We start from the raw sequence: 21818 nt of genomic DNA on the forward strand, positions 1-21818 counted from the left end.
AGTTGGCCCCGCGCCCGGCGCTCCGCAGGCTTTTTGAGGCAGCCTGCGGGCTCAGGAGCCGTTAACTCACCTTGGGACGGAGCATGATCGTGCGGCTATCGACCCGCACCGGTTCCAGCCCTTTCCGTCGAACCAGTTCCTGCAAGGCCTGTTCGACCGTCATGCGGCCGCGGACCGGCCGGGCCATCGCTTGGTCGATGCTCGGATCGTTGTACACGATGTTGAGGCCGGAAGCGCGGGCGATGGCACGCAGCGTGGTTTCCATACGGCCTTGCGGAATGTCGAATTCCAGGTTCGCAGGATTGCCGGCGCTTGTGGCAAGCATCGCAATCTCGGGGGCACTGGTGCGCGAGCGGCCCGTCGGGCTGCCTTGCGCGACCGGTTCGCACCGCTTTTCCTCTCCATCGCAGGCATCTTCGCCGTACCCGGTCACGCGCACCTCGATGATCGAAGGCGTGACCACGGCGCTGCCTCGCCGCACCGATTCCAGCGTTTCCTTCAGTGCGTCGCCGCCCTGAAGGGCCTTGGAACCCGCATCGTCGACGTCGAGCGAGGTAGGCGGTGCCGCCGGCGTTTCGGGAAGGCCCGTGGTGCGCCCGATGACATCGATATTGTCGGCCCCGAGAATCTCGATCGCAAAGACGTTGAGATTGCCCGACACCCTGATGCCGGCGTCGCCCGCATCGATGATGCCGTGATTGGCGACCAGATCGATATCGGCAGGCGCGACCCCCGCGGTTGTCGCCAGGGTGCCGATGCCGGCACCGGTGGGCAGCCCGGCGGGCGAGCGCGTGAGGTTCGCGATCTCGTCCACCGCGCGGTTGTAGTACGGGGGGCTGAGCGACGTTTTCGCCCCGTTCCCCGCGGCGATATTGCCATAAGACGACCACATCAGGATGTTGCCGCCCTGGGTCGTCAGGACGCGCGACTGGTTTACATCGGTATCGCCGTGGGTGAGGATGTTCACTTCGCCGCCACCCTGGGTGACGACACCGGCGCGCAGAGCGTCACCCTGAATGTTCGTGTCCGACGGTTGGCCGGTCTGTTCCGCGCTGGCGGCTGCGCTGGCGAGGCGGAAGAAGCCGCCGGGAACGACGACCGAGACATTCCCCCCATTGTTCGACAGCACGCGGCTGGCGAAGGTTTCGAAATTGCCCTGCCAGCGCCCCTCGTCCTCCTCAGCTTCCTTTTCGGCGCCGGGGTAGAGCGTACCGATGGCGGTGTAGCCACGGCCGACCGAACCCTGCCGGTCGCTGTCGGGATCGTTCGCCTCGCGGCTGGCCGTGCGCAGCTCGAGGAACAGGACCGAGCGGTAGAACGGCGTCTTGTAGACCGTATCCAGCCCTTCCCAGTATTGGAGCGCATCGTTCATGTAGTCACGCTGCTCGGCCACAGTCTCGAGCGGCTCGAGCCCCTGAAGTCCGCGCACATAGTTGACGAGCCCTTCCCGCCGTTCCGGGACGAAGAATGCACCGTTTGCGCCCTGTTCGGCCGCTTCGCGCGCCGAATAGCGCGGCACGAGCGCATCGAAGGGGGTTTCCTGTCCTGCCGGCAGGTGCACCCAATAGTCCCACGCCTGATCGAGATAGGCCTGCTGGGCCGACTGCTCGGCGAGCGGGTCGAGCCCCTGGAGCGAGCGGATGTAGTTGACGAACCCGCCGGCCAGGCGCTCGTCAACCAGTTCGGCCCCCGACCCGTTGCCGCGGGCATAGAAGCGATCGAACAGATAGATCGGGAGCCGTTCCCCGTCACCAGCCTCGGCGAGCAGGTAGTCTTCCATCGTACCGATGTTGGCCGGATCGAAATAGGCGGATTCGAAATCCGCATAGGCCGGCTGTTCGTTGTATCCGACGCTGATCGCAATGTCGGCAGCCTTCATGTTCGGGTCCAGGGGAACGTTGACATAGCCGCCGAATCCGCTCCGCGCGACGTCGTAGAGGATATCGGTCGTGATCCCTTCCGAATTGCTCGGGATCCACAAGTCGCCGCCCGCCTCGATCTCGAACGCACCAGGCCCGCGAACGTGGAGCTGGCTGCCGTAACCGAGATAGATGTCGCCGGTCTCGTGGAAAGTGCCGAAGTAGATCCCGCCGCCCGCGGTCACCTGGCTGACATCGCCCGGATTGTTGTGCTGGATGAGGGCATTGGGGAAATAGACATCCCCGCCCGCCTTCATCCACAACTGCTCGGTCGAGGTGATCCCGCCGATGGTGACCAGATCGCCTTCTGCCGCGTAGATCCGGCTGGGTACCAGATCGCCTTCGTGCAGCATCAGGTGCCGTTCGCCCAAAGTGCCGTAGATGTCCTGGTAATAGGAATCGACCCAGTAGACCCCGTCGTCCTTGATCGGGCTCATCATGTAGATGCCCAGCAGGGTGGAACGATAGTTGTTCTGGTGGGTGGCAAGCCGCCAGGCGTGATCCCGCGCCGACTGGCCATCGATCGGCACCGCATCCTCGAACCGGTCGTAGTGGCCGATCCGCACATTGCCGCGCGCCAGGATGTCGAGGTTGCCGTGCTGGGCCGGGGTCATCCGGAAGCCGCCCTCGACGTTCACGTCGCCGCCGGCGGCGATCATTGAGACAGTGCCCGCCCAGATCTGCCCCTCGTCGGACAGCGGTGCATTGATGCCTTCATTCGCGTCCAGGTAATAAGGCATGCCTGCCCCATTGTGCATCGCCGCCGAAACGATGTTGTAATCGTTGTTCCAGGCGCTGATGTCTCCGCCGGCCGAGTAGAAGGCAACCGACGCATCGGCGCCGCCATAGGCCGCCTCCACGTGAAGATCGCCCGCTGCCTCAACCCGCAGTGTGCCCGCCTCCCCTGCGTCGAAGAAGGCGTGGAGCGGGTATCCGCGCAGCACGTCGGTCGGGTCGAGATCCCAGTGGCAGCGGTCACTGGTGATGTTGCAATCGGCGTAAGGCGCCTGCGGATCGCCGGTGAAAAAATCGTCGTTGTAGGTTTTCACTTCGCTGCCAGCGACGATGCTACCGCCGGTCGTGACGATGCCCTGGCCGGTGGCCTGATAGATGCCGCCGGCGATATCACCACCTGCCCGGACCGCCAGATCGTGCGCAGCAACCGTCAGGTTGTGAATGGCGCCGCCGGCGTCGATGCTGGCCCGGCCATCGGTCATGATATCGGTGACGACCGTCTTCGCCACCGCATCGTGCGCGGCAATGTCGCGCCCCACGACGATCTGGATATCGCCGCCCGCGCCGCTCGTGCGGATGGACGAGGGGCGCTGCTCCAGCAGCAGGTCCCGCGCGGCGGCAACGTTCACGGTGCCCGCAACGATCGAGTATCCGACCGGATCGTACGTCTGCACTTTGCCGCGATAGTAATCGCCCTCGCCCTGGTAGCGCTCCCGCATGATCCAGGGATGCTTGGCGCGCGCGTAGACGTCGGTATCGGCGTAGTCGCTCGCCCCTTCGTCATAACGGACCAGGTGCTTCTCTCCGCCATCGTCGAAATAGTAATAGAAGCCGGTGGCGAAATCGCGATCCAGCTCGGCACCGAGCGAGCCGTCGGGATTGACGTATCGCAGTTCGGATTCCTGCCCGTTGACGCGCAGGTAGTAAGGCGCCGCCGCAACCGGGCTCGTCGGTACGTCCAGGACGACATTGCGGAAGATGTCGGGGTAACCCGCGCCAAGGAAGCGCACCAGTCGCTGAAAAGCCTCCCTGCCGGTGGCATTCCCGTCGTGATAGCCGTTGGGGCCATAACCGATGGCGCGATATTCGGCCTTGTCCGCATCGGCGATGCGATCGATGAACTGGGCATCGATCAACGCTTCGAGATTCTGGTACTCGTCGCCATAGGCGGGGCTTCGCGCAAATGCGTTGGGATGCTCGTCCAGAAGATACTCGGACATCAGCGCCAGCATTTCCTCGTAACCGCTCGCGTTGCCGGCAATGTTGTTGAGTTGCGAGCCGACGGAAGATGGAAGCTCGCCCGCATTCACCAATGCGATGGCAGTGAAGTAGAGATTGAACGCGCCAGCGGAGAAATCGGGCGCTTCCGGGTCGCCGACGATGACCGACAGGTCATAGTCGCTCGGGTCCAGCGTGACGAAATCGATCTTGTCGGCCACGCCGCCGATGACGACCGATCCCTTGCCATCGGCAAGCAGACCGGGGGCCAGCACGCCCAGTACCGATGGGCTTTCCGGGTTGGCGCCAGCGACCAGGTTCACGCCCCAGTTCCAGCCCCCGGCCATGTCGTCGGCAAGATCGGCGTTGACCAGAACGTCGCCGGTTGCGCGCAGCGACAGGATTCCCGCGACCTGGTCCGGGCCGAAGCGCAGACCGCTCAGGTCCCAGTTTTCGACCAGTTCGATATCGCCATCGTTGCGGATCTCGATCCCGGGAACGAGCGTGGCGTCGCCGAGGCGATCGGCCACCCCATTGGCAAGGGCTGCGTCCATGAACGCAGTGGCGTCACCACCGACCAGCGCGGCGAGATCGCCGTCGATCGTTCCCACGTTGTCGTAGATGCGGAATGCCTCCGCCACGGCCTTGTCCGCACCGCGGATTTCCCCGGCGAGGGCATCGATGGCGATGTCGTCGGCACCGATCTGCGGCGCGCGGAAGTGAACCGTACCGCCCTGATCTTCCGCCCCGCTGACGTCGATCAGCGCGCCACCGGCCATCGCAATGACGCCGCCATTGCGGCCGGCCGTTTCGATCCTGACGGTCCCGCCGGAGCCGCCGTCTTCGCCGGCCGCCGCGATCAGGCGCGAACCCGCGGCCAGGGCCAGCCCTTCCGATGCCGCCAGGGCGATCCGGCCGCCATCAGCACCGGTCGTGCGCACGGTGCCGGTCACGGTCATCGCGCCATCGTTGGCGACGACCGAAAGCGATTCAACCTCGGTCGTGCCGTCGAGGATCACGTCGCCGCGCAGAATCTCGAACGCCCGCCGCCCGTTGAGCCCGCCTTCGGCCAGGGCGCTGTTGAGACCCGCGAAATCGGCAAGCTCGCCGATCTGGAGCGAGAAATCGCCCGCCGAACGGCCTGCGCCGGCGGAGCCTTTCAGCGTGCCGTCCAGAACGGCCCGGCCCTGCGCCACGGAAATCGCGAGGGCACCGGCATCGGCTGCCTCGCCGCCCGAAATATCGATCAGGGCCCCGTTCTGCTGCAGCACATCGCCGGCATCAGCCGTCAGCGAGACGGCGCCCGCGTTTACGCCCACCTGCTGATCGAAAATGCTGAAGACCGTGCCCGAGACGTCGATTGCGCTCCCGGAGGCGAGGGCAATGTCGCCCTGCGTGGCCCGCAGCGCCACCGTGCCCCCGTGCAGCGCGATCCGCCCCCGGTTGGCGATGCTGGCACCGGTCAGCGAGAGTGTCGCGCCCAGCGAATTGGCCGCTTCCGCAGGATCGCCGATACTGTCGAGAACAATGGCACCACCTGCCTCGATCGCCAGCGTATCACCGCTGTCGACGGTGAGCTGCCCCGCCTCGATCGTCAGCGAACCCGGCACGGCAAGGCCGCCGGTATCGCGGCCCACGACCCGCTCGCTTGCCCGCAGCGTGACGGAGTCCGCGCCGGATATCGCCTTCATGCCGCCAGTCAGGGCAATCTCATCGGCCGTGAGAAGCAGCGAGGCAGACCCGCCGGCAGCCTCTGCCTCGCCGCCGCTGCTGTTGGCAAGGGTCAGGCGCTGCGCGCTGATTGCCGCATTGCCCCCTTCGTTTTCGAGCAGGCGGATCTCGCGCGCATCGAGCGTGAGGTCGCCTTCGACCGCGAAATCGACCGACCCGTAGAAATCGAGGCTGGAATAGCTCTTGAGCGCTACATCCTGCGCACTGGCGAACAGTCCGCCTGTGCCATCGCCGAAGACAAGGCCGCCCGTCCCTTCGGGCGCTGCACCGATGCTGACTTGCGATGCCGCAGCCGAAACCTGTTCCGCATCGAGCGCCGCCCCGACTGCAAGCGTCGTCTCGCGCGTACCATCGAGCAGGAGCGCGTTACCGGAAAGCTGCGCGTCGCCCTCTATCGACAGGACACCGCCGGTCGCATCGATCGCCGCAAGTCCGCGGGCCGCACGCGCGGCGTTGATCGTTGCCAGCCGCTCGGGGTTCGCGCGCAGGGCGGCCATTGCATCGACAGCCTCGCTATCGCGCAGGAATTCCGCCCGCGATCCGGCCGATACGTGCAGAACCGCGCCCATATCCAGCTCGCCGTGAACGAATTCGTCGTCGCCGGTGTAGCTCGATCCCTTGTCGTCCACGAACAGGCCGAACGCCGGCGACAGGGTATAGCTTTCGGTCGGAGAGGTCAGTTCGCCCGTCGCCTCGATCACGGAACCGGACTTGACCGACACTTCCTGCAGCGCGGCAAGGATCAGGTCCTGGCCCGAAAGCGTGGTTCCGGCCGTATCGACCACCACTTCGTGTGCGGAAACGTCGATTGCCGTCCCGCTTTCGGTCTGTTTGCGCAGCCCGCCGAGCAGCAGGCTCTCGACCCCGAAACTCACCAGCCGTTCGGCATCGATCTGCAGATAGCCTTCATAATCCGTCAGGTCGGTGCCAGCTCCGGTGACGACCATCCGGGCGGACGAGATATCGGCATAGCCGCCCTTGCCGCCTTCGGCCGCGGCTGCTTCGACCGTGCCGTCCAGCGTCAGCGACGAGCCGGCGACGAGAGTCAGACCGCCTGCATCGAGCGGAGTGCGCGGGAGCGATTCCACGTCCAGATTGCGGCGCCGGGCGGCCTGGAGGAACGCCTCGGAATCGAAATAGGTCGTCGCGCTGGCAATATTGTACTGCGTGCGCTGCGCCAGGACGTCGCCGTCCATCACCAGGAACCCGGTATTGAACCGGTCGCGATATTGCCGCGACCCGTCGGGCGCGGCGGTGAAACGATAGCCCGCCTGAATGATCGAACCATCCGCCTTCGGTGCCGAAGTGCCCAGCGCCATGTGCGAATGGTCGCCGTACTGGTGCTTCGCCGTGACGCGATATGCACCCGGGAGGCTGGCGTATTCCGCCGGCAGGAGCGTGTATTCACCCGCGGGCAGGCCGCCTTCGGCCTCGGACAGGTAGATCTTGCCCAGGCTCTGCACATCGTATCCGCTGCCCGTGCCGAGCGGCGTCACATCGGCATCGTAGCCCGGAATGATGGCATAGACTTGCGATGAATCGGCCACCCAGCGGTGATCGTCGTCGCGGTAGCCGGTCAGCCAGTCCCGCGATCCGCCCACACCGGGCACGAATTCGCTCGCGACCAGGTCGCCGCCGGCGGAGATGTCCACCACTGCGCCTTCGGCAAAATCGATCGTGTCGGCTTCCAGGTTGATCTCGCGATCGGGCAGATAGGCCAGTTCCCGCCGGGTGAACGGATCGACCCAGGTATCGCCGTTCTGCAGGCGTCCATAGGGGATCGTGTTGCCGTCGGCAGAAACCGACGTGATGCTGCCGGGCAGCAGCGTGATCGTGCCGGCCCCTTCGCTGCTGTCGTCGACCGCATCGAAAGTGATCGATCCCAGCGGGGATCGCACGATACCGCCCTGTTCGATCCGCGGGGCACGCAGGGTCAGGCTGGCCGCCCCTTCGAGCGGGGTCCTGTTGATCTGCGTCCCGGCGTCGGGCCCCGCGATGGCAAGGGTGCCGCCCGCTTCCACCGTGAAGATGCGTCCCGAAGCGGTATAGACCTGGTCGGCCTTCAACTGGAGATTGCCGCCCGCGATCAGCGCGCCTTCGGGCGCCGCGTACTCCTGGATGATATGGGTCGGGGAGAAACGCAGGTCGCCCTCGCTCGCCAGCGACACATCGGCAAAGCCCTTGAATTCGGCGGAGGTGACGTCGATCAACTGGCCCGCTTCGGCGCCGAAGCGGGTGCCCTCCGCATCGTCGGACACGCCCATTTCGACCAGCGCGGCAGCAAAGCGATCTTCGTCGATCTTCATCGAAACGCCGCCGGCCGTGCCGCGATCGGTGATACGGACGCGGTTGGCCGACATGGTGAAGTCCGCGTCATCGAGACCGTAGAGCCGGGGTGCGGACAGCACGATCTCGTCGATCAGATAGCTGCCATCGCCGGCCTTGCCGCCCAGGTGCGATTCACCGGCGAAGACGATCGCGCTGCCGGCATAGACTTCCACCCCGGCGAACCCGCCGCTGGCAAGGTTGCTGGGCGACAGGTTCATCGTCCCCGCAGTCTCGGGCAGATCGGGCAGGGTGTAGCCGAGCCCCTCGTAAAGCGGGAAGAACGCCGGATCGACTTCGGGCAAGTCGCCGTAATCGATCGCCCCGCTGCTTTCCCCTTCGCCGATATAGAGGACAGGTGCCGGGACCATCGCCTGAGCCTCGTGATAGGCTTCGAAGGCCGCGACGACCTCGTCGACGTCGGGCAGGAACGTCCCTTCGGCGAAATCGGGAACGTTGTGCAGGTTGCTGCGCGACCAGTCGATCGTCGACAGGTCGATGCCGGCGAGGCCCTGAACGGCGCTGCCGTCCTTCTTGTAGTACCAGGCCCCGCTCAGCTTGTTGCGCATGGCGCTGCCGAAGAAATTCGTCAGGGCGTCGTAGTCCGGCCCTTTCCATTGCAGGCGGAACGTCCCCCCGCGGGCGCCCTCGCCCCCGGCAGCGGCACGGAAAACGGCGCCGCTGACATCGATATCGCTGCCATAGAGGCTGATCAGCCCGCCATCCGAAGCGATCGAGCGCTCGCGGAACGTCGTACCGCCATCGGCACGCACCGGAACGTGCAGGCGGCCGCTGGTGCCGGAGATATCGAAAATCGCACCTTCGGCCACCGTCAGCGGGCCCAGATTGCGGATCTCGCCGCCGTTCAGGACCTCTCCCAGCAGGATCTCTTCGCCATTGGCCCGCACGCGGCGGTCGGTGATGCGCACCGCCCCCGGTGCCAGCACCCGCGCCGTGGCATCGACGTGCCCGCCAAGCGTGATCGTCCCTGCCGGCGCGATCAGGCTGCCTGCAAGGATACCGTCGAAGAAGATCTCGCCGCCCGGATTGACCTCCAGGCTCGATTGCGCGTCGAGCGTGATGCGCCCGCCTTCGGATGTGCCGTGCGGGGCCAGGCTGACGACCCCGATCTGGTTGTAGGCATCGGAATAAGGAATCCCGCTGAACGCCAGAAGCGCACCGTTGCGAACGTCCTTCGCCCGCTGGCCCGGCTCGACGTAGCCGATTTCGGTCACATCGCGGATGTCGGTCCCGGATTCGGCCAGCCACGCTTCCGGCACGCCGTTCTCCAGCGTGGCAGCCTTCAGCTGCATCGTGGCCTTGGTCGCCTTCAGATGGGTGCCCGGGGTCAGGCCGATCTTCGGTGCGTTGAGGTAGATGCCCGAAAACGGCATCGCCTCGAACAGGGCCGGATCGATCCGCGCGACGATGTTCCGCTCGGCCGCATCGTCAGGCAGCGTGTCGCCGATATAGAGCTCGCCACTGCTTTCGAGGGCAAAGACGCCGTTGCCGCCGAGGCCAAGCGAGCGCGCATTGAACGCGCCCGACAGATCGACCTTGTTGTCCAGCGCCATGTAGTTGCGGATATTGATGTCGCCGCCGGTCCCCGCGGTCAGTTCGCCTTCGCGGTTCAGGAAGCCGCCGCCGTCAGCATTGAAATAGACCGTTTCGGGCAGGATGAATTCGTAAGTGCCGTCATCCGGCGTGTTGATCTGGCCGGCGCGGAAGGCGGTGATCAGAATATCGCCGCCGTGTACGATCGGCCGCCCGGCCAGCGGGCGGTAATCCTGCAGTTCGTAGTCGGAATGCCACTTCGCGCTGGTGTCGATGAAACTGTCGTCGGAAAAGACGATTCCCTGCCCCCGCAGGGCAACGTCGCCGCCGTTGGACGTGATCGATCCGCCGAAATACATGGAACTGGTGCCGATCAGGTTGAACGTCGCGCCATTGGCGAAGTTCAGGTCCACCCCGTCTTCCAGCACGATATACTGGTTGTCGTATCCATCGTCGGCAGTCTCGGAAAAGCTGCCGCCCGCACGCAGGTGGAGCTGCGTGATGTCGTAGCGGCCCATCGTCGACCGCTCGAACATGTCCTGCGAAATCAGCGTAAGGTTGCCCTTGCCGTCCGATGTGCCTTCGCGTTCCTCCTCTTCGCCGAAGATATCGCCATAAACGCCGGTCAGGCTGTCATCGAAGCCGAAATCCATGCCCAGTTCGGCCAGGGTCTGCGCGATCAGGACGCGGGTGCTGATATATTCGGAATCGAACTCGTTCTCTTCATTGATGATCAGCGCCCCGGCATCGGGCATATTGGTGCGCTGATACTTGCCGACCGTCACCTCGCCCCGGAAGGTGCCCTGATAGACCCCGTCGGGCGCCCAGATCTTGACCTGGCCCGCATTGCCGCCTTCGACGTAGCTTTCTTCGTAGCGCCCACGCGAGGATGACATGAGCGGAACGTAGTACGTCCGCTGCTTGCCCCATTTCGTGTCGTAATCGACCCACTGATCGGCGAGGCCCATGTAAACCTCGTCCGGGTCGGCCTCGCGAATGTCGATCACCGTCCCGTCGAGCCGGCGGAGCATCGTGGTGTAGACGTAGCCGGCATCGTAAGTGATCGAACCGCCCGAAACGTCGATTACCGAACCGGACTTCAGGATCAGGTCGTCGCCCGCGGCGATCGTGAGCGATCCGCCATCCACGATCATCTGGTCGAGCGTCAGCTGGTTGAGATTGTCGAAGCTCTCCCAGTCCACGACGTTTGTGCCGTAACGGCGATCGACGCTGATTTCCTTGCGATAGAGCGGTCCGCCATCCTGAACGGGCGAGTCCTTGAGCTGGGCGACGAAGACTTTGCCCGTCACCTGATGGTAGCCCATCTTACGGCTGACTTCCCACCCCGACAGGTCGATCGTCGCCCCGGCGTCCATCATCAGGCGCGAACCGTCCTGGCTATTGCCGTTGCCGCTAGCCCCCAGCGGGCTGAGCACCGTCGCATCGGCATCGGCGTAGAATTCCGCCTTGCCCGAAGGCAGATAAACCAGCGAATCCTCGCGGAAGTGGAGCTTGCCGCCGGCGACGTGGATGCTGCCCACCGACTGGTTGCCTTCGGTCAGCGGCAGCTTGTCGTCGCTCTCCAGATCGGGGGTGACCTGGGTAAGACTACCCTTGCCGAACACGATCGTGCCGTTGCCGGCCATCGGCCGCGTGATTTCCAGCGTGGAGGGCACGGCAGCGTCCTGCATCAGGGCGTGCATCGTTATCCCGGCGCGGAAGTTCGCCGTAGAGGTCAGCGTGATCGCACCGTTCTGTTCGATGGTCCAGCCACGCAGGTCCACGTCGCTGCCGCCTGTGCCGTTGATCACGCCGTTGTTGCGAACTGCAAATCCATACTTGTTCGCGCGATCGATCCGGGTCGCGTCGATATACTGGAGGATGATGTTGTCATCGCCTTCCGCCGCCATCTGGCGCGCGACATCCGAAGGCAGAATATCGCCTGCCGCGTATTCTCCCCCGCCGGCCTTGCCCCCTGTGATCGCATTGACGAAATCGACCCACTCGGCCGGAATTTCGCTGTCGGTCGGCAGCGTCTTGCGCGTTTCGGGGTCGCGCGCCCAGACGAGAAACGGCAGAGCATAGCTGCGCGAGCTCATGTAGCTGGGCCGGATATCCAGCGCGTTGTGGACGCTGGTGTAGATATCCAGCTTGGCATCGTTGCCCGGCGCGCGCTGGATGAAGACGTTCTCCCCCGCTGCCAGCACGACCTGCCCTTCGTCGCGAACGTCGAGCGTGCCGTTGTTCGTGACATGGGGGCCGAACAGCATGATCTTGCCCTGATCGGCAGTCGCGATCCGTCCCTTGCTGCCGACGGTCACGCCATAAAGCAGCGGATTGTCCCGATCGGAAACGACCGGCCCTTCCTCCAGCAGGTTGAGATAGCGGTTCGTCAGGCCATCGGGCGTCCGGTCCGGCGCACGGTCGGTGGCGTAGATCCAGTTGTTGCTGAAGGTCGGATCGAGCCTTCGGCTCGCAGCGAAGGCGTGGGAGATCAGGCCGTTTTCGATGAAGGCCTGGTCGCGAATATCGAGCGCGGAGGCGATGACCTGCCCCGCCTCGATCGAACCGTTGATCGCGAGGCCGTCCCGCGCGATCAGCATGATCCCCTGGTCGGCCCGCACCGTCCCGTCGATCCGGGCCACGCCGCCGCCGAGATGGCGATTGATCGCGGTCCAGCCTTCACCTTCCTGGCGCAGCGTCAGGCTCTTGCCCGCAGCGAGGTTGAGGTCGCTCCAGTTCACGATCGCCCGCTCGCGCCCCTGGGTGAGGGTCACGTTGTCCGCGGTGACATCAATGTCGGCGATGCCCTGGGTCAGGAAATAGCGGTCGGCATCGATCTCGACGTTCTCGCCGATATCGAAGCCGGTATCGTCTTCGATCGCGACGATCCCTTGCGCGCTGATCGTGCCGTCGATCGCGGCATCGGCCGCGCCGAGATCGCGGTTGATGACGAGCCAGTCCGACGATTGCTGTTCGAAGCGGAGAAGTTCGCCGGTATCGACCCTGAACTTCTGCCAGTCGAGCACCGCCTTGGCGCTGCTCTGAACGAAAGTCGTCGTGTCGCCGTCGACGTCAACGTCGCTGATGCCGGAACCGACGACCAACTGGCGGGTGTTGACCTGGGCGTCCTCGCCGATCAGCACGCCGTTGTCGTTGAAGATATAGACCGAACCGATCGCCCGGATCTCGCCATCGATCCGGCTTTCGTGTTCACCGTGGACGCGGTTGATCACCAGCCAGTCGGGCGATTGCTGCTGGAACTCCAGAATCTCCTGAGTCTTGAGGCGGAAATCTTCCCAGTCGAGCACCGCCTTGGCCTTGGTCTGCTCGATCGTCATCAGATGGCGATCGCCCTCCATCCCGATGACCGGACGGTTCGCGCCGTCCCACACCGACATCTGGCCGTTCGGCCCGATCGTCCGCCCTGCCTGCATGCCCACCATCGTGCCGAACGGCGGATCGACCGCAGGCGGTGCAGTCTGCGCCGATGCCACCGACGCGAAAGCCCCCGTCACTGCGAGCGCGAAGAGGCTCGATCCCAGCTTCAGCTTGTTGACGGAAGGATGTTTGGATGCAGTGGCGTTCACGGACATGTCTTGAGCCTCTGTGGTATGGCTGGAACCGGCGATGCCGACTTATTCGGCCTGGTCTGACGTTTGCTGTTGCGCCTCGAGCGCGGTTTCCAGCGAGCCTGGGAATATGCGGGCCTGGTGCGCGCGATCGTGGAAATCCTGCCGCAGGTTCTCCATCTCCACGCGCTTGAGCTGGAGGAAGGGTTCTGCCGATCGCGGAGCGAGCCCCCGATCGATCACCTCCACCGCAATGGCGTAGAGTTCGCCGTTGCGTTCGCTCGCCAGGGCGAGCAGCGCCTGCTGGCGCGCGATCTCCTGCCTAAGCGACGCGACCTGCTGGCGGGCGTTCTGTTCGGCCTGCAGCGCGCGCTGGTAATCGGCCTGATCGCAGGCCGTCGGCTCCGGCCCTGCCCCGCCCTGATCCGCGGTCCGATCCGCAACCTGACCCTGCGCCACCCCGGGCGCAGCGATCAGGGCGAGTGCGACGATGAGCGCTCTTTTCATGGCTCCCTCCTCAGAAACGGGTGTTCAGATCGATCTGCAGCACGTCGACCGAATAGGGCGCGCGCGAGATCGAGTTGGACGAGAGCCAGCGAAGGCCGAGCGAGGCATTGGTGTGGATGCCGATCGCTCCGCCCAGCTCGTAACCTTCCACATCGGTGCCACCGAGGCCGAAATCGGAGTCGGTAAAGATGTCGAGCACGGCATCGGTTTCGAGGTGGCGATAGCCGGCGAACAGGCGCCATTGCCCCCTTTCCGCAATCACCGGATGGCCGGCCTGGAAGCGCACCATCCAGCCCAGGTCGCCCGGTTCCACGCCCTCTCCGCCGTTGACGCCTTCTTCCTTGCGAAGTGCGGCAATCTCCGCCGGGTCGAGCGCGAGGTTCTTCACCACTTCGCCGGTCAGGGAAAATGTCAGGGGGCCGCTGCGGTAACCCGCCTTCAGCGTCCCGGCGACCAATTCGTATTCGGCAGCCAGCCCGGCCAAGGTCGTCAGGCCGTCGGTCCGGATGTTGAACAGCGAATTGCCCTTGGCAAGCGCGGCGGGGGCGCTCCAGTCGTTGATCCGCGAACCGTCGGGCGGATTCTTCAGGCTCTGGATATTGTCATAGTAGTAGTAGGCCGCGCCCGCCTCGACGAAATAGGGGCTGTCGGCATTGCCATAACGCGCCCCGATCTGCCCGGAATAGAGATAGGCATCGTCGAAGATCTCGCGTTCCTGAAGCGGGAACACGCCAGCAACCGCGCGCACACTGGCGTTCTCGCCCAAGGCATGCTCGCCAACCAGCGCGACGCCTTCGGGATTGATGTCTTCATCCCACACCAGATCGGTGGAGAAGAACGGGTTGGGCATGCGGCCCGCGATCAGGTGCGCGCCCGCGACCGGTTCAAAGTCAACGAAGGCGCGATCGACCCACAGCTCGTCCCGGTCGAAGAAGTCGCCGAAGGTCGAATTGGTCGACACGGCGCCGGGCTCGTCGCCCGACGCGAAGCGCAGGCCAACCGACAGGCCTTTCGCAACATCGGCATCGATGGCGAGCCGCGCACGATAGCTGATCCGCTCGCGATCGACGGTCGAGTTCAGAAGAGGGAAACCATCGGTGGTCGTGACCCCGCCCTGCCGGTTGATCGCGTTTGCATCGGGAAAGTACGGAAAGTTGCCCGCGGCGAAATTGTCGTACTGGCCGCGAATGCGCAGATCGCCCGAGATGGTCACGCCTTCGACCCATTTGGGCAGAGTGTTCGGCGCAACCCAGCCTTCCTGCCTGGCCGTGGCCACGACCCGCTCACCCACCTTGTCGGTAATGTCTTCCTGCAGAGCCTCGGGCACATAGGGGACATTGATGACATCCGATGCGGCGCGGCTCGCCTCGGCCGCAGCCTTGGCCTGCGCTTCCTGACGCGCCTGATCGAGGATGGTCTGCGCCTTTTCGAGCGGGATAACCCCCTCGTCGACCAAAAGCTGGAGCACTTTGACGCTTACGTCGTCGGAAGGCTGCGCCATGGCCGGGGCGGCCAGCAGGACTGTCGATGCAGCCGCAAGACCGCCAATCGCCGAATTCTTCCAGATCATCATGGACCTCATTAAAAAATTGCTTGAACTCAATATGTTGACGGGTGTGGCCGGCTGCCTTGCAGCACGCATCAGAAGGCCTTCCACACGCGGAACTGGATGCGCAGCGCGCTGTCGAAATCGGTCAGCGTTCCGCCTTCCTCCAGGAAAGGCCGGGCCACCGTGACCGCACCGTTGAGACCGTGAACCGCGCTGACGTTCACTCCGCCGCCCACGCTGGCGAGGGCGCCGTTGATTTCCTGAACGCTCAGCGGATCGTAGATTCTGATGAACCCGCCATCGGCGAACCCGAACAGGCGCAGTTCGCGCAGGAACGAGCCGGTGCCGGCAAAGTTGGGGGAGTGAACTTCGAACTGGCCGGAAAGGCCGTCATCGCCGATCTTGTAGCTTTCGTAGTATCCACGAACGCTGTCGAAGCCGCCGATGGAAAACTGCTCGTTCGAAATCAGCGGCTCGCCGGCATATTGCCAGGCGAAACCACCGCCCACGCGCCAGTCGCCAGGCAGCTTGCGGATGTAGGAAAGGTCCCCGCGCAGGGCCAGCCAGTTGGCGTTGGCATTGTATCGCTTCAGCCCGAATTCGATATCGTCGGCAGCAAGGCCGCGAAGCCCGAACGCGACGCCCAGCCCCAGGTCGAAGTCGTAAGCCGCCCTGCGCTCCGAAACGTCGTAGCGCAGCATCAACGGCACATAATCGATCGGGGTGTAGGACGGGTTGTCGTCCGACAGCAGGCTCTCGGTGAACTTCTTGTAGTCCAGCCCGGCGGTAAATTGATGCACGGTCGGCGCCGCCGGATCGCCCGCGACGGCGGAATAGATCGCCCGCAGTCCGACAATGTCGCCGCTGCCCAGCACGTTGATGCCGCCCAGGGCCGCGACATCGCTGTCCGTGTGCACGCCATAAGCCACCAGGGTCAGCGGGGTGCCTTTGATCGGGGCAGCGTAAGACGCGGAAACGGCCCACGATTCCTCGGGCGCCTCCGGACTGAACTGCCCCTGGATCGACAGGCTGTGATCGGCCTGGAACAGATTGCCGTAAGTCGCCGATGCCGACACCTTCAGGCGTTCGGTGCTGGAACTCGCGCGGTCGTTCAGTTCGATCGAACCATGCAGCGGCAGGCTGTCTTCGACCGTCAGATCGATATCCACCGTCCCCGGTTCCAGCCCGGCCCGCACCGTTGGCGACACCATCCGGTCGCGCGAGCGGTTGACGCCTGCCAGCTCCTGCGACAGCTCGTTGTAGTTGGGGACCTCGCCTTCCTTCACCGAAGGCATGCGCGCGCGGATATCGTCGGGCGAATAGTATGTCGCGCCTTCGACACGCAGGCGGCCCACGCGCATCTCGACCACTTCCAGCCTGATATTGCCATTGGCCACCTGCTGTTCGGGGATAATGACGTTGACCGTCTCGTATCCCTTCGCGTGGAACGCGTTCATCAAGGCTTCGCGCGCCGCATCGACGTCCGCCAGTGGGCGTGCAGGGCCGAGGTAGGGCTGCAGCGCTCGCTGAACTTCGACTGTGGAAAGCAGAGTGTTTCCACTGACTGCATAATTAAGGATGTCCACGCGGCGCGCGGCCGGATCGGGGGATGCCGTCTGTTCGCGTGCGGCGGGTTCTGCCGTTTCGACCGGCTCCGGCGTGTCCTGCGCATGAAGGACAGGCACAAACGAAACTGACAGCGCCGCTGCGCTTGCGCAGCAGGCCAGGCGCAACTGCATTGCGTACTCCGTATATCTGGTTCGGTGGCGCGATCGGCCGGGAAGCCGATCAAGGATGGTCGCTGCGTGTTCGCGGCGAATGGAAGCCGGGTGCGATCCACGCATCACAGACGCCTCATGTCGATAGTTGCGAAGGTTTGGGCCGAGGTGTTTGCAGGCCTTGCGGTTCCCAGCCTTGGCATATTCTGGAGGACGTCCTGGACGGCCTTGTCGAGGTCTGGGTTTCCGGTTGAGGATCGCAGGGTTGCTCTGGAGAAGCGGCCGTCGGCTGTGATTGTGACCTCGACCCGGAGCGAGCCTCTGGCAGCGCGGGTTCGCGGGTCGCGTTGCAGCGCGCGGCGGATATGGCTTTCGACATAGCCGCCCCAGTCGCCGCCTCCTCCGCCGCCGCCGGAGCCGCGTCCGAACAGTCCGCCGCCACCGCCCGCCGCGAGGCGGAAGTTGTCGGATCCGGCATCCGCGGGCCGGTCGAGCCCGGCCAGCTGATTGGCATCGCTTGGCTCGCTCGGGCTATCCTGCGGCTGGTCGACCGGTTCCTCGTTCGGCGTCTCGCTGGGCGGCTCCTCGCTCGGCTCCAGGATATCCTCTTCTTCCTCCATGATCGGATCTTCCATCTCCGGCTCCGGCGGTGGCGGAGGCTGGAGCATCTCGATCTCGGTCACGAACCGCTCGGTCTGCGGCGGCCCGCCATCGCGCGGCCACAACAGCCAGGCGAACAGTCCCGCGAGTGCGAGCAGTATGCCGCCGATCAGCAGATACGACCTTGCGGACATGCGCTGATCGTCGCCGCCTGTCGGCTCGTGACGCTGCGAACCGGCACCGGGCTTCATGACGGCCGCACCCGTTCGCTGACGAGGCCGAGCTGGTCGATGCCCACGCGGTTGCACACGTCGAGCACTTCCATGATCCGGCCATACTGGGTGACCCGGTCGCCCTTCACGACCACCGGGAACTCCTCGGTCGTCGCCTTGAAGGTGCGCAGCTGCGTCTCAAGCTCGTCGATCGTCACCGCGAAAGTATCGAGGTAGATCTGCCCGCTCTCGTCGATCGTGATCGCCTTGGTCGTCGGCTTGGCCAGGCTCACCGACGAACTGGCCTTGGGCACGTTGACCTTGATCCCCTGCACCGCTGCCGTGGTCAGCAGGATGAAGATGATCAGCAGCACCAGGGTGAGATCGACCATCGGTGTGACGTTGATCTCGTCGTAAGGCTTGCGCTTTTTCTGAACCTGCATTGCTCGTCTCCCCGTTCGACCCTGCGCTCAGCCCGCCGCCTGTGCGGCAGCGGATGGGCGGTAAGTCTCGGCGAGACGCTTCTCGAGCTCGTCGACGAAAACCTGATTGTCGATCTCGACCTTCTCGACGCGGCTCAGCAGCCAGTTGTATCCGAACAGCGCCGGGATCGCGACGGCAAGGCCCGCCACCGTCGCCAGCAGAGCCGCGGCAATGCCCGGCGCGATCGCGTTGATGTTGACCTCGCCCGCCGCGGCAACCCCGGCAAAGGTGATCATCACCCCGATCACCGTGCCTAGCAGCCCCAGGAACGGACCGCCCGAGATCGCGATCGTCAGCAGCACCATGCGCGCATTGAGCTTCTGCCCTTCGCGCGCCATCTGCGCATCCATCGCCGCCCGGATCGCCGCCACCGACTGCGGGGCCAGTGCGAACTGGTCGCGTGCCGACCGGCGCCCTTCATCCAGGCGCTGGCGCGTCTCCTCGCGCCCGACGGAGAACAGCTGCCCCAGGGTCGAGGCCGGTGCCCATTGCAGGCGATCCGATCCGACCAGGCCATCGTGCAGCCCGGCTTCCCCCGAAGCATTGCGGAACGCTTCGCGGAACGCGGCATTGGCCCGCTCCACTCGCGACAGAAGGCCCGCCTTGCTCACCATCACCGCAATCGCAATGGCCAGCATCACGAGCAGGATCACGATCACGATCCAGGCATCGACCGTCAGCGCACCGAACAGCACCGACAGGTAGTTGTGACCACCCGCCGCATCGCCCGCTTCCTGCGCTTCCCCGCTGGTCTGAACCACTGTGGCATCGCGCCCCTGCGAAGCCGCCGCAAAGGCAACAAAGTCCGCCGAACGTGCCGTGTTGGCCTGCCACAGCTCGTCAAGATCGCCGGCAAACGAGGGAAGCTGCCCGTTCGCGCCGACCAGCGCCATGCCGCCGAGCGCCGGAAGATCGGCCGCAACCTGTGCTGCCTGCTGTCCGCCGACATATAGCGTGACCACGCCGTCCCCGGCACTGACCGCCAGATGCGCCCATTCGCCCGGCGCCAGCGCCGCATCGGCCGCCGCCTCGCGCACAGTGCCCGAACCATCGATCACCTGAACGTAAGGGGCATTGCCGCGCAGGCCGATCGACAGCCGCTCCGCACCCGCAGGCCCCTGCGCGCCATACTTGGTGAAGATCGCCGCTTCGCCCACCTGTTGTTCTGCAGGACGGACCCATGCCGACACGCTTGCTTCGCCCCCGGCGGCAATGGTCAGCGACTGGCTCGGCGCAATCTGCATCCGGCTGCTGCCGGTCAGACGGGCGCCGCCCGCCACGAGACCTTCGGGCACCAGTTCGCCCACGAAGTCGGCAATCGCATTGTTGTTCGCGGTCGCATCGCGCGGGGCCGAACCCTCGGCAAAATGAACCACCAGCGACTGCTCGCCATCGTAAGTGTCCGCCGGCGTCCCTACAGCCGGAGCATCCGCATTGCCGTAATAGACATAGATCTGCTGCTGCGCGGCGCCCACCGAAGGCAGCTCGACCCAGGCCAAAGCCACTTCCGCCTGCCGGTTGAAACTCTCCAGATGCGCGTCGAGCGGCGTCCCGTCCGCCGTGACGAAGCGAAGATCCGACCCGTCAGCCGCAACCTGCGAAAAATCGAAATTGCCCGCGTGAAGCCGAACCAGAACAGGCGCATTGCCAACAGCACCGCCAACAACATCACCAGCAGAAACCGAAATCGACCGACGCTCACCCCAGTCAGAATCCCACCATTCCTGCGCCAGGGCCGGCCCCGGCAAAAGCAGCGCCAAAAAGCCCAAACCTGTCAAGAATCTCTTCATAGTCCCCGCTCCGAAAAATCCGCCAAGCTCAAAAACGATACGCCGACCCAGGCGTATTGGCGTCGTGAAATGACCCGCAAACAAAATGAATAATGCCGTATTTAAACGCCGAATTACTCTGCGCTTGAATACAACTTCAAATATGTGAATTTGTTACAGTTACGTTACTGTGCTCACAGTCCGTCACCCACCCTCACTACTAACTTTAACTTTGCCGTCAGTATGTGAGACGAAGCAATTTGCGTAACCCATAACGTCGATCGCAAAAAAGTTGGTCGCTGCGCCCAGCCCGCCACCGCACGCGAACGGCCAGCGACCGGGCCTGCGCCTGAAGCGGGCGCCAACCTGCGGGAATTTCTCAGATTTTTTGATCGGAGCTGCGAACGAGGCGCTATCTCTCGACAACCACCGTTTCGTCGCTCTTGCTGATTTTCAGCCCGTACATGAGGCTGATCGTCCGGGCGAAGCTGGCGCTATCGCCAGTGCGGAACACCCCGCTGATGGGTAGCTTGCCGATGCCGGGATCGGCGAGGACGATCTGTGTCTCGCTATACCGGTTCATCTCGCGCACTGCTGTCCCCAGAGGTGTCTGGTCGAGCATCAGTTCGCCGTTGCGCCAGGCGGTTTCAACCTCGAGATCGGGACGGTCGAGGATCGGGCCGGGTTCGCTCGCACGCTCCCGGAACCGGTCCCCGGGCCGCAACCTGGCCAGCGCCTTCGCGCTGTCAGCGTCCCCCACTTCGACGCTTCCATGAAGGACCACGACATCCAGCCGTCTTTCGTCCCGACGCACGGAAAATGTCGTGCCGAGGACCTGCACATATCGGTCTGCCGTCCTGACGATGAACGGGCGCGCGGGATCGGGGGCCACGTCGAACAGGGCCTCACCCTGTTCCAGAGAAATCTCGCGTCGACCATCGGACATGCGAACGGCGATCTGTGAAGAGGTGTTGAGCGTCACGCGCGAGCCATCGGCCAGCGAAACGACCCGCTGTTCGCCCACATCGGTGCCGTACTGCACCGGCCTGGCGAGCATCAGGAAGCCTATCATACAAGCGAGGACGAGGCTTGCCGCCATGGCGAATATCGGTGCGGGCCGCACCCAGCCCGGCTTCTCCGCGACGGCGAGTTCGCGATCGTCGATCGTTTCCTGGCCAGCCAGAACGTCGCCGAGATCGTCCCAGATCGCCTGGGTGCGTGTGTAGCCCTGGGCGTGGTCTTCCCCATCTGCCAGCCAACGGGCCAGACCGCGCAGATCGTCGGCAGACGAATCCGGCGCGAGGACGGTCCACAGCGCGGCCTGCGCACGAACCTTGCGGTGTGCACATCGTTCGTGACCAGGCGCAGACGAACCGTTCACCATCCCTCCATCCAGTCGGTGAGAAACAGCACGGCCTTCGCCAACCGCTTCTCTACCGTACTCACGCTACAACCATGTCGCGCGGCGATCTGAGCAATCGCCATTCCATCGACCCGGCGCGCACGCAGCATTGCGCGTGTCACCGGATCGAGCGCGGAAAAACCTTCCTCCAACCTGGATAGACGTTCGCGGGCGGCAAACACCTCATCTTGCAGCGGCGATTCGTCGGCGATCGACGCCAGATCCGGGCCATCCGTTTCAAGATGCTGATCCAGCCGTCGCCGCTTCCGCATCGCATCGATGGACAGGTTGATGACTGTGCGAACAAGAAAACCCTGTTCATTATCAACCTGTTTCGTCCGCCGATATCGCGCCAGCCGGTCGAACGCGTCCTGGATCAGATCTTCCGAATCGGTGCCGCGCACCCCCCGGCGGCGCAGGACATGCTTGAGATGCCGGATCGTGTCGGGGAGTGAATGGCCCACTGCGCGCCCCACTCGGGGCCGAATATTGCACTTTGATGTCAAACAGCGTCACAAGGCCGA

Annotated in this window: 9 protein-coding genes; all 9 read right to left on the reverse strand. The window is 64.5% G+C overall.

The genetic code is table 11. From position 1 onward, the window contains the following. Positions 1–61: 61 nt before the first annotated feature. Positions 62–13078, reverse strand: coding sequence for a filamentous hemagglutinin N-terminal domain-containing protein (locus AM2010_RS08510; protein ID WP_047806709.1), 13017 nt, complete (start codon positions 13076–13078; stop codon positions 62–64). Between the two features lie 42 nt (positions 13079–13120). Further along, the gene (locus tag AM2010_RS08515) at positions 13121–13561 is read right to left on the reverse strand and encodes a hypothetical protein (protein ID WP_047806710.1); all 441 of its coding nucleotides are present in this window, start codon (positions 13559–13561) and stop codon (positions 13121–13123) included. Positions 13562–13571: 10 nt separating this feature from the next. Next, the gene (locus AM2010_RS08520) at positions 13572–15131 is read right to left on the reverse strand and encodes a putative porin (protein WP_160325600.1); all 1560 of its coding nucleotides are present in this window, start codon (positions 15129–15131) and stop codon (positions 13572–13574) included. 71 nt (positions 15132–15202) lie between these two features. Beyond that, entirely contained in the window at positions 15203–16795 is a 1593-nt protein-coding gene (locus tag AM2010_RS08525) for a ShlB/FhaC/HecB family hemolysin secretion/activation protein (protein WP_160325601.1), read from the reverse strand. A 158-nt stretch (positions 16796–16953) separates the two neighbouring features. After that, the gene (locus AM2010_RS08530; protein ID WP_053044019.1) at positions 16954–17679 is read right to left on the reverse strand and encodes an energy transducer TonB family protein; all 726 of its coding nucleotides are present in this window, start codon (positions 17677–17679) and stop codon (positions 16954–16956) included. Further along, positions 17676–18083 carry an ExbD/TolR family protein gene (locus tag AM2010_RS08535; RefSeq protein WP_047805556.1) on the reverse strand — a complete coding sequence of 136 codons (408 nt, stop codon included), beginning with the start codon at positions 18081–18083 and terminating at the stop codon, positions 17676–17678. The genes AM2010_RS08530 and AM2010_RS08535 overlap by 4 nt, the downstream gene beginning before the upstream one ends. Before the next feature lie 27 nt (positions 18084–18110). Then, positions 18111–19883: a DUF2341 domain-containing protein gene (locus AM2010_RS08540; RefSeq protein ID WP_211255414.1), complete on the reverse strand. Its 1773-nt coding sequence runs from the start codon at positions 19881–19883 to the stop codon at positions 18111–18113. A 421-nt stretch (positions 19884–20304) separates the two neighbouring features. Further along, positions 20305–21273, reverse strand: coding sequence for a FecR family protein (locus AM2010_RS08545; protein WP_160325587.1), 969 nt, complete (start codon positions 21271–21273; stop codon positions 20305–20307). After that, on the reverse strand, positions 21270–21770 hold the full coding sequence (locus AM2010_RS08550) for a sigma-70 family RNA polymerase sigma factor (RefSeq protein ID WP_058350942.1): 501 nt from the start codon (positions 21768–21770) through the stop codon (positions 21270–21272). The genes AM2010_RS08545 and AM2010_RS08550 overlap by 4 nt, the downstream gene beginning before the upstream one ends. Positions 21771–21818 lie beyond the last annotated feature (48 nt).

Source organism: Pelagerythrobacter marensis, from assembly GCF_001028625.1.
GTDB lineage: Bacteria > Pseudomonadota > Alphaproteobacteria > Sphingomonadales > Sphingomonadaceae > Pelagerythrobacter > Pelagerythrobacter marensis.

What these genes read in the sequence shown, in the direction of transcription:
- AM2010_RS08510 (WP_047806709.1), bottom strand. Translation starts at nt 13,078, where the DNA reads ATGTCCGTGAACGCCACTGCATCCAAACATCCTTCCGTCAACAAGCTG.
- AM2010_RS08515 (WP_047806710.1), bottom strand. Translation starts at nt 13,561, where the DNA reads ATGAAAAGAGCGCTCATCGTCGCACTCGCCCTGATCGCTGCGCCCGGG.
- AM2010_RS08520 (WP_160325600.1), bottom strand. Translation starts at nt 15,131, where the DNA reads ATGATCTGGAAGAATTCGGCGATTGGCGGTCTTGCGGCTGCATCGACA.
- AM2010_RS08530 (WP_053044019.1), bottom strand. Translation starts at nt 17,679, where the DNA reads ATGAAGCCCGGTGCCGGTTCGCAGCGTCACGAGCCGACAGGCGGCGAC.
- AM2010_RS08535 (WP_047805556.1), bottom strand. Translation starts at nt 18,083, where the DNA reads ATGCAGGTTCAGAAAAAGCGCAAGCCTTACGACGAGATCAACGTCACA.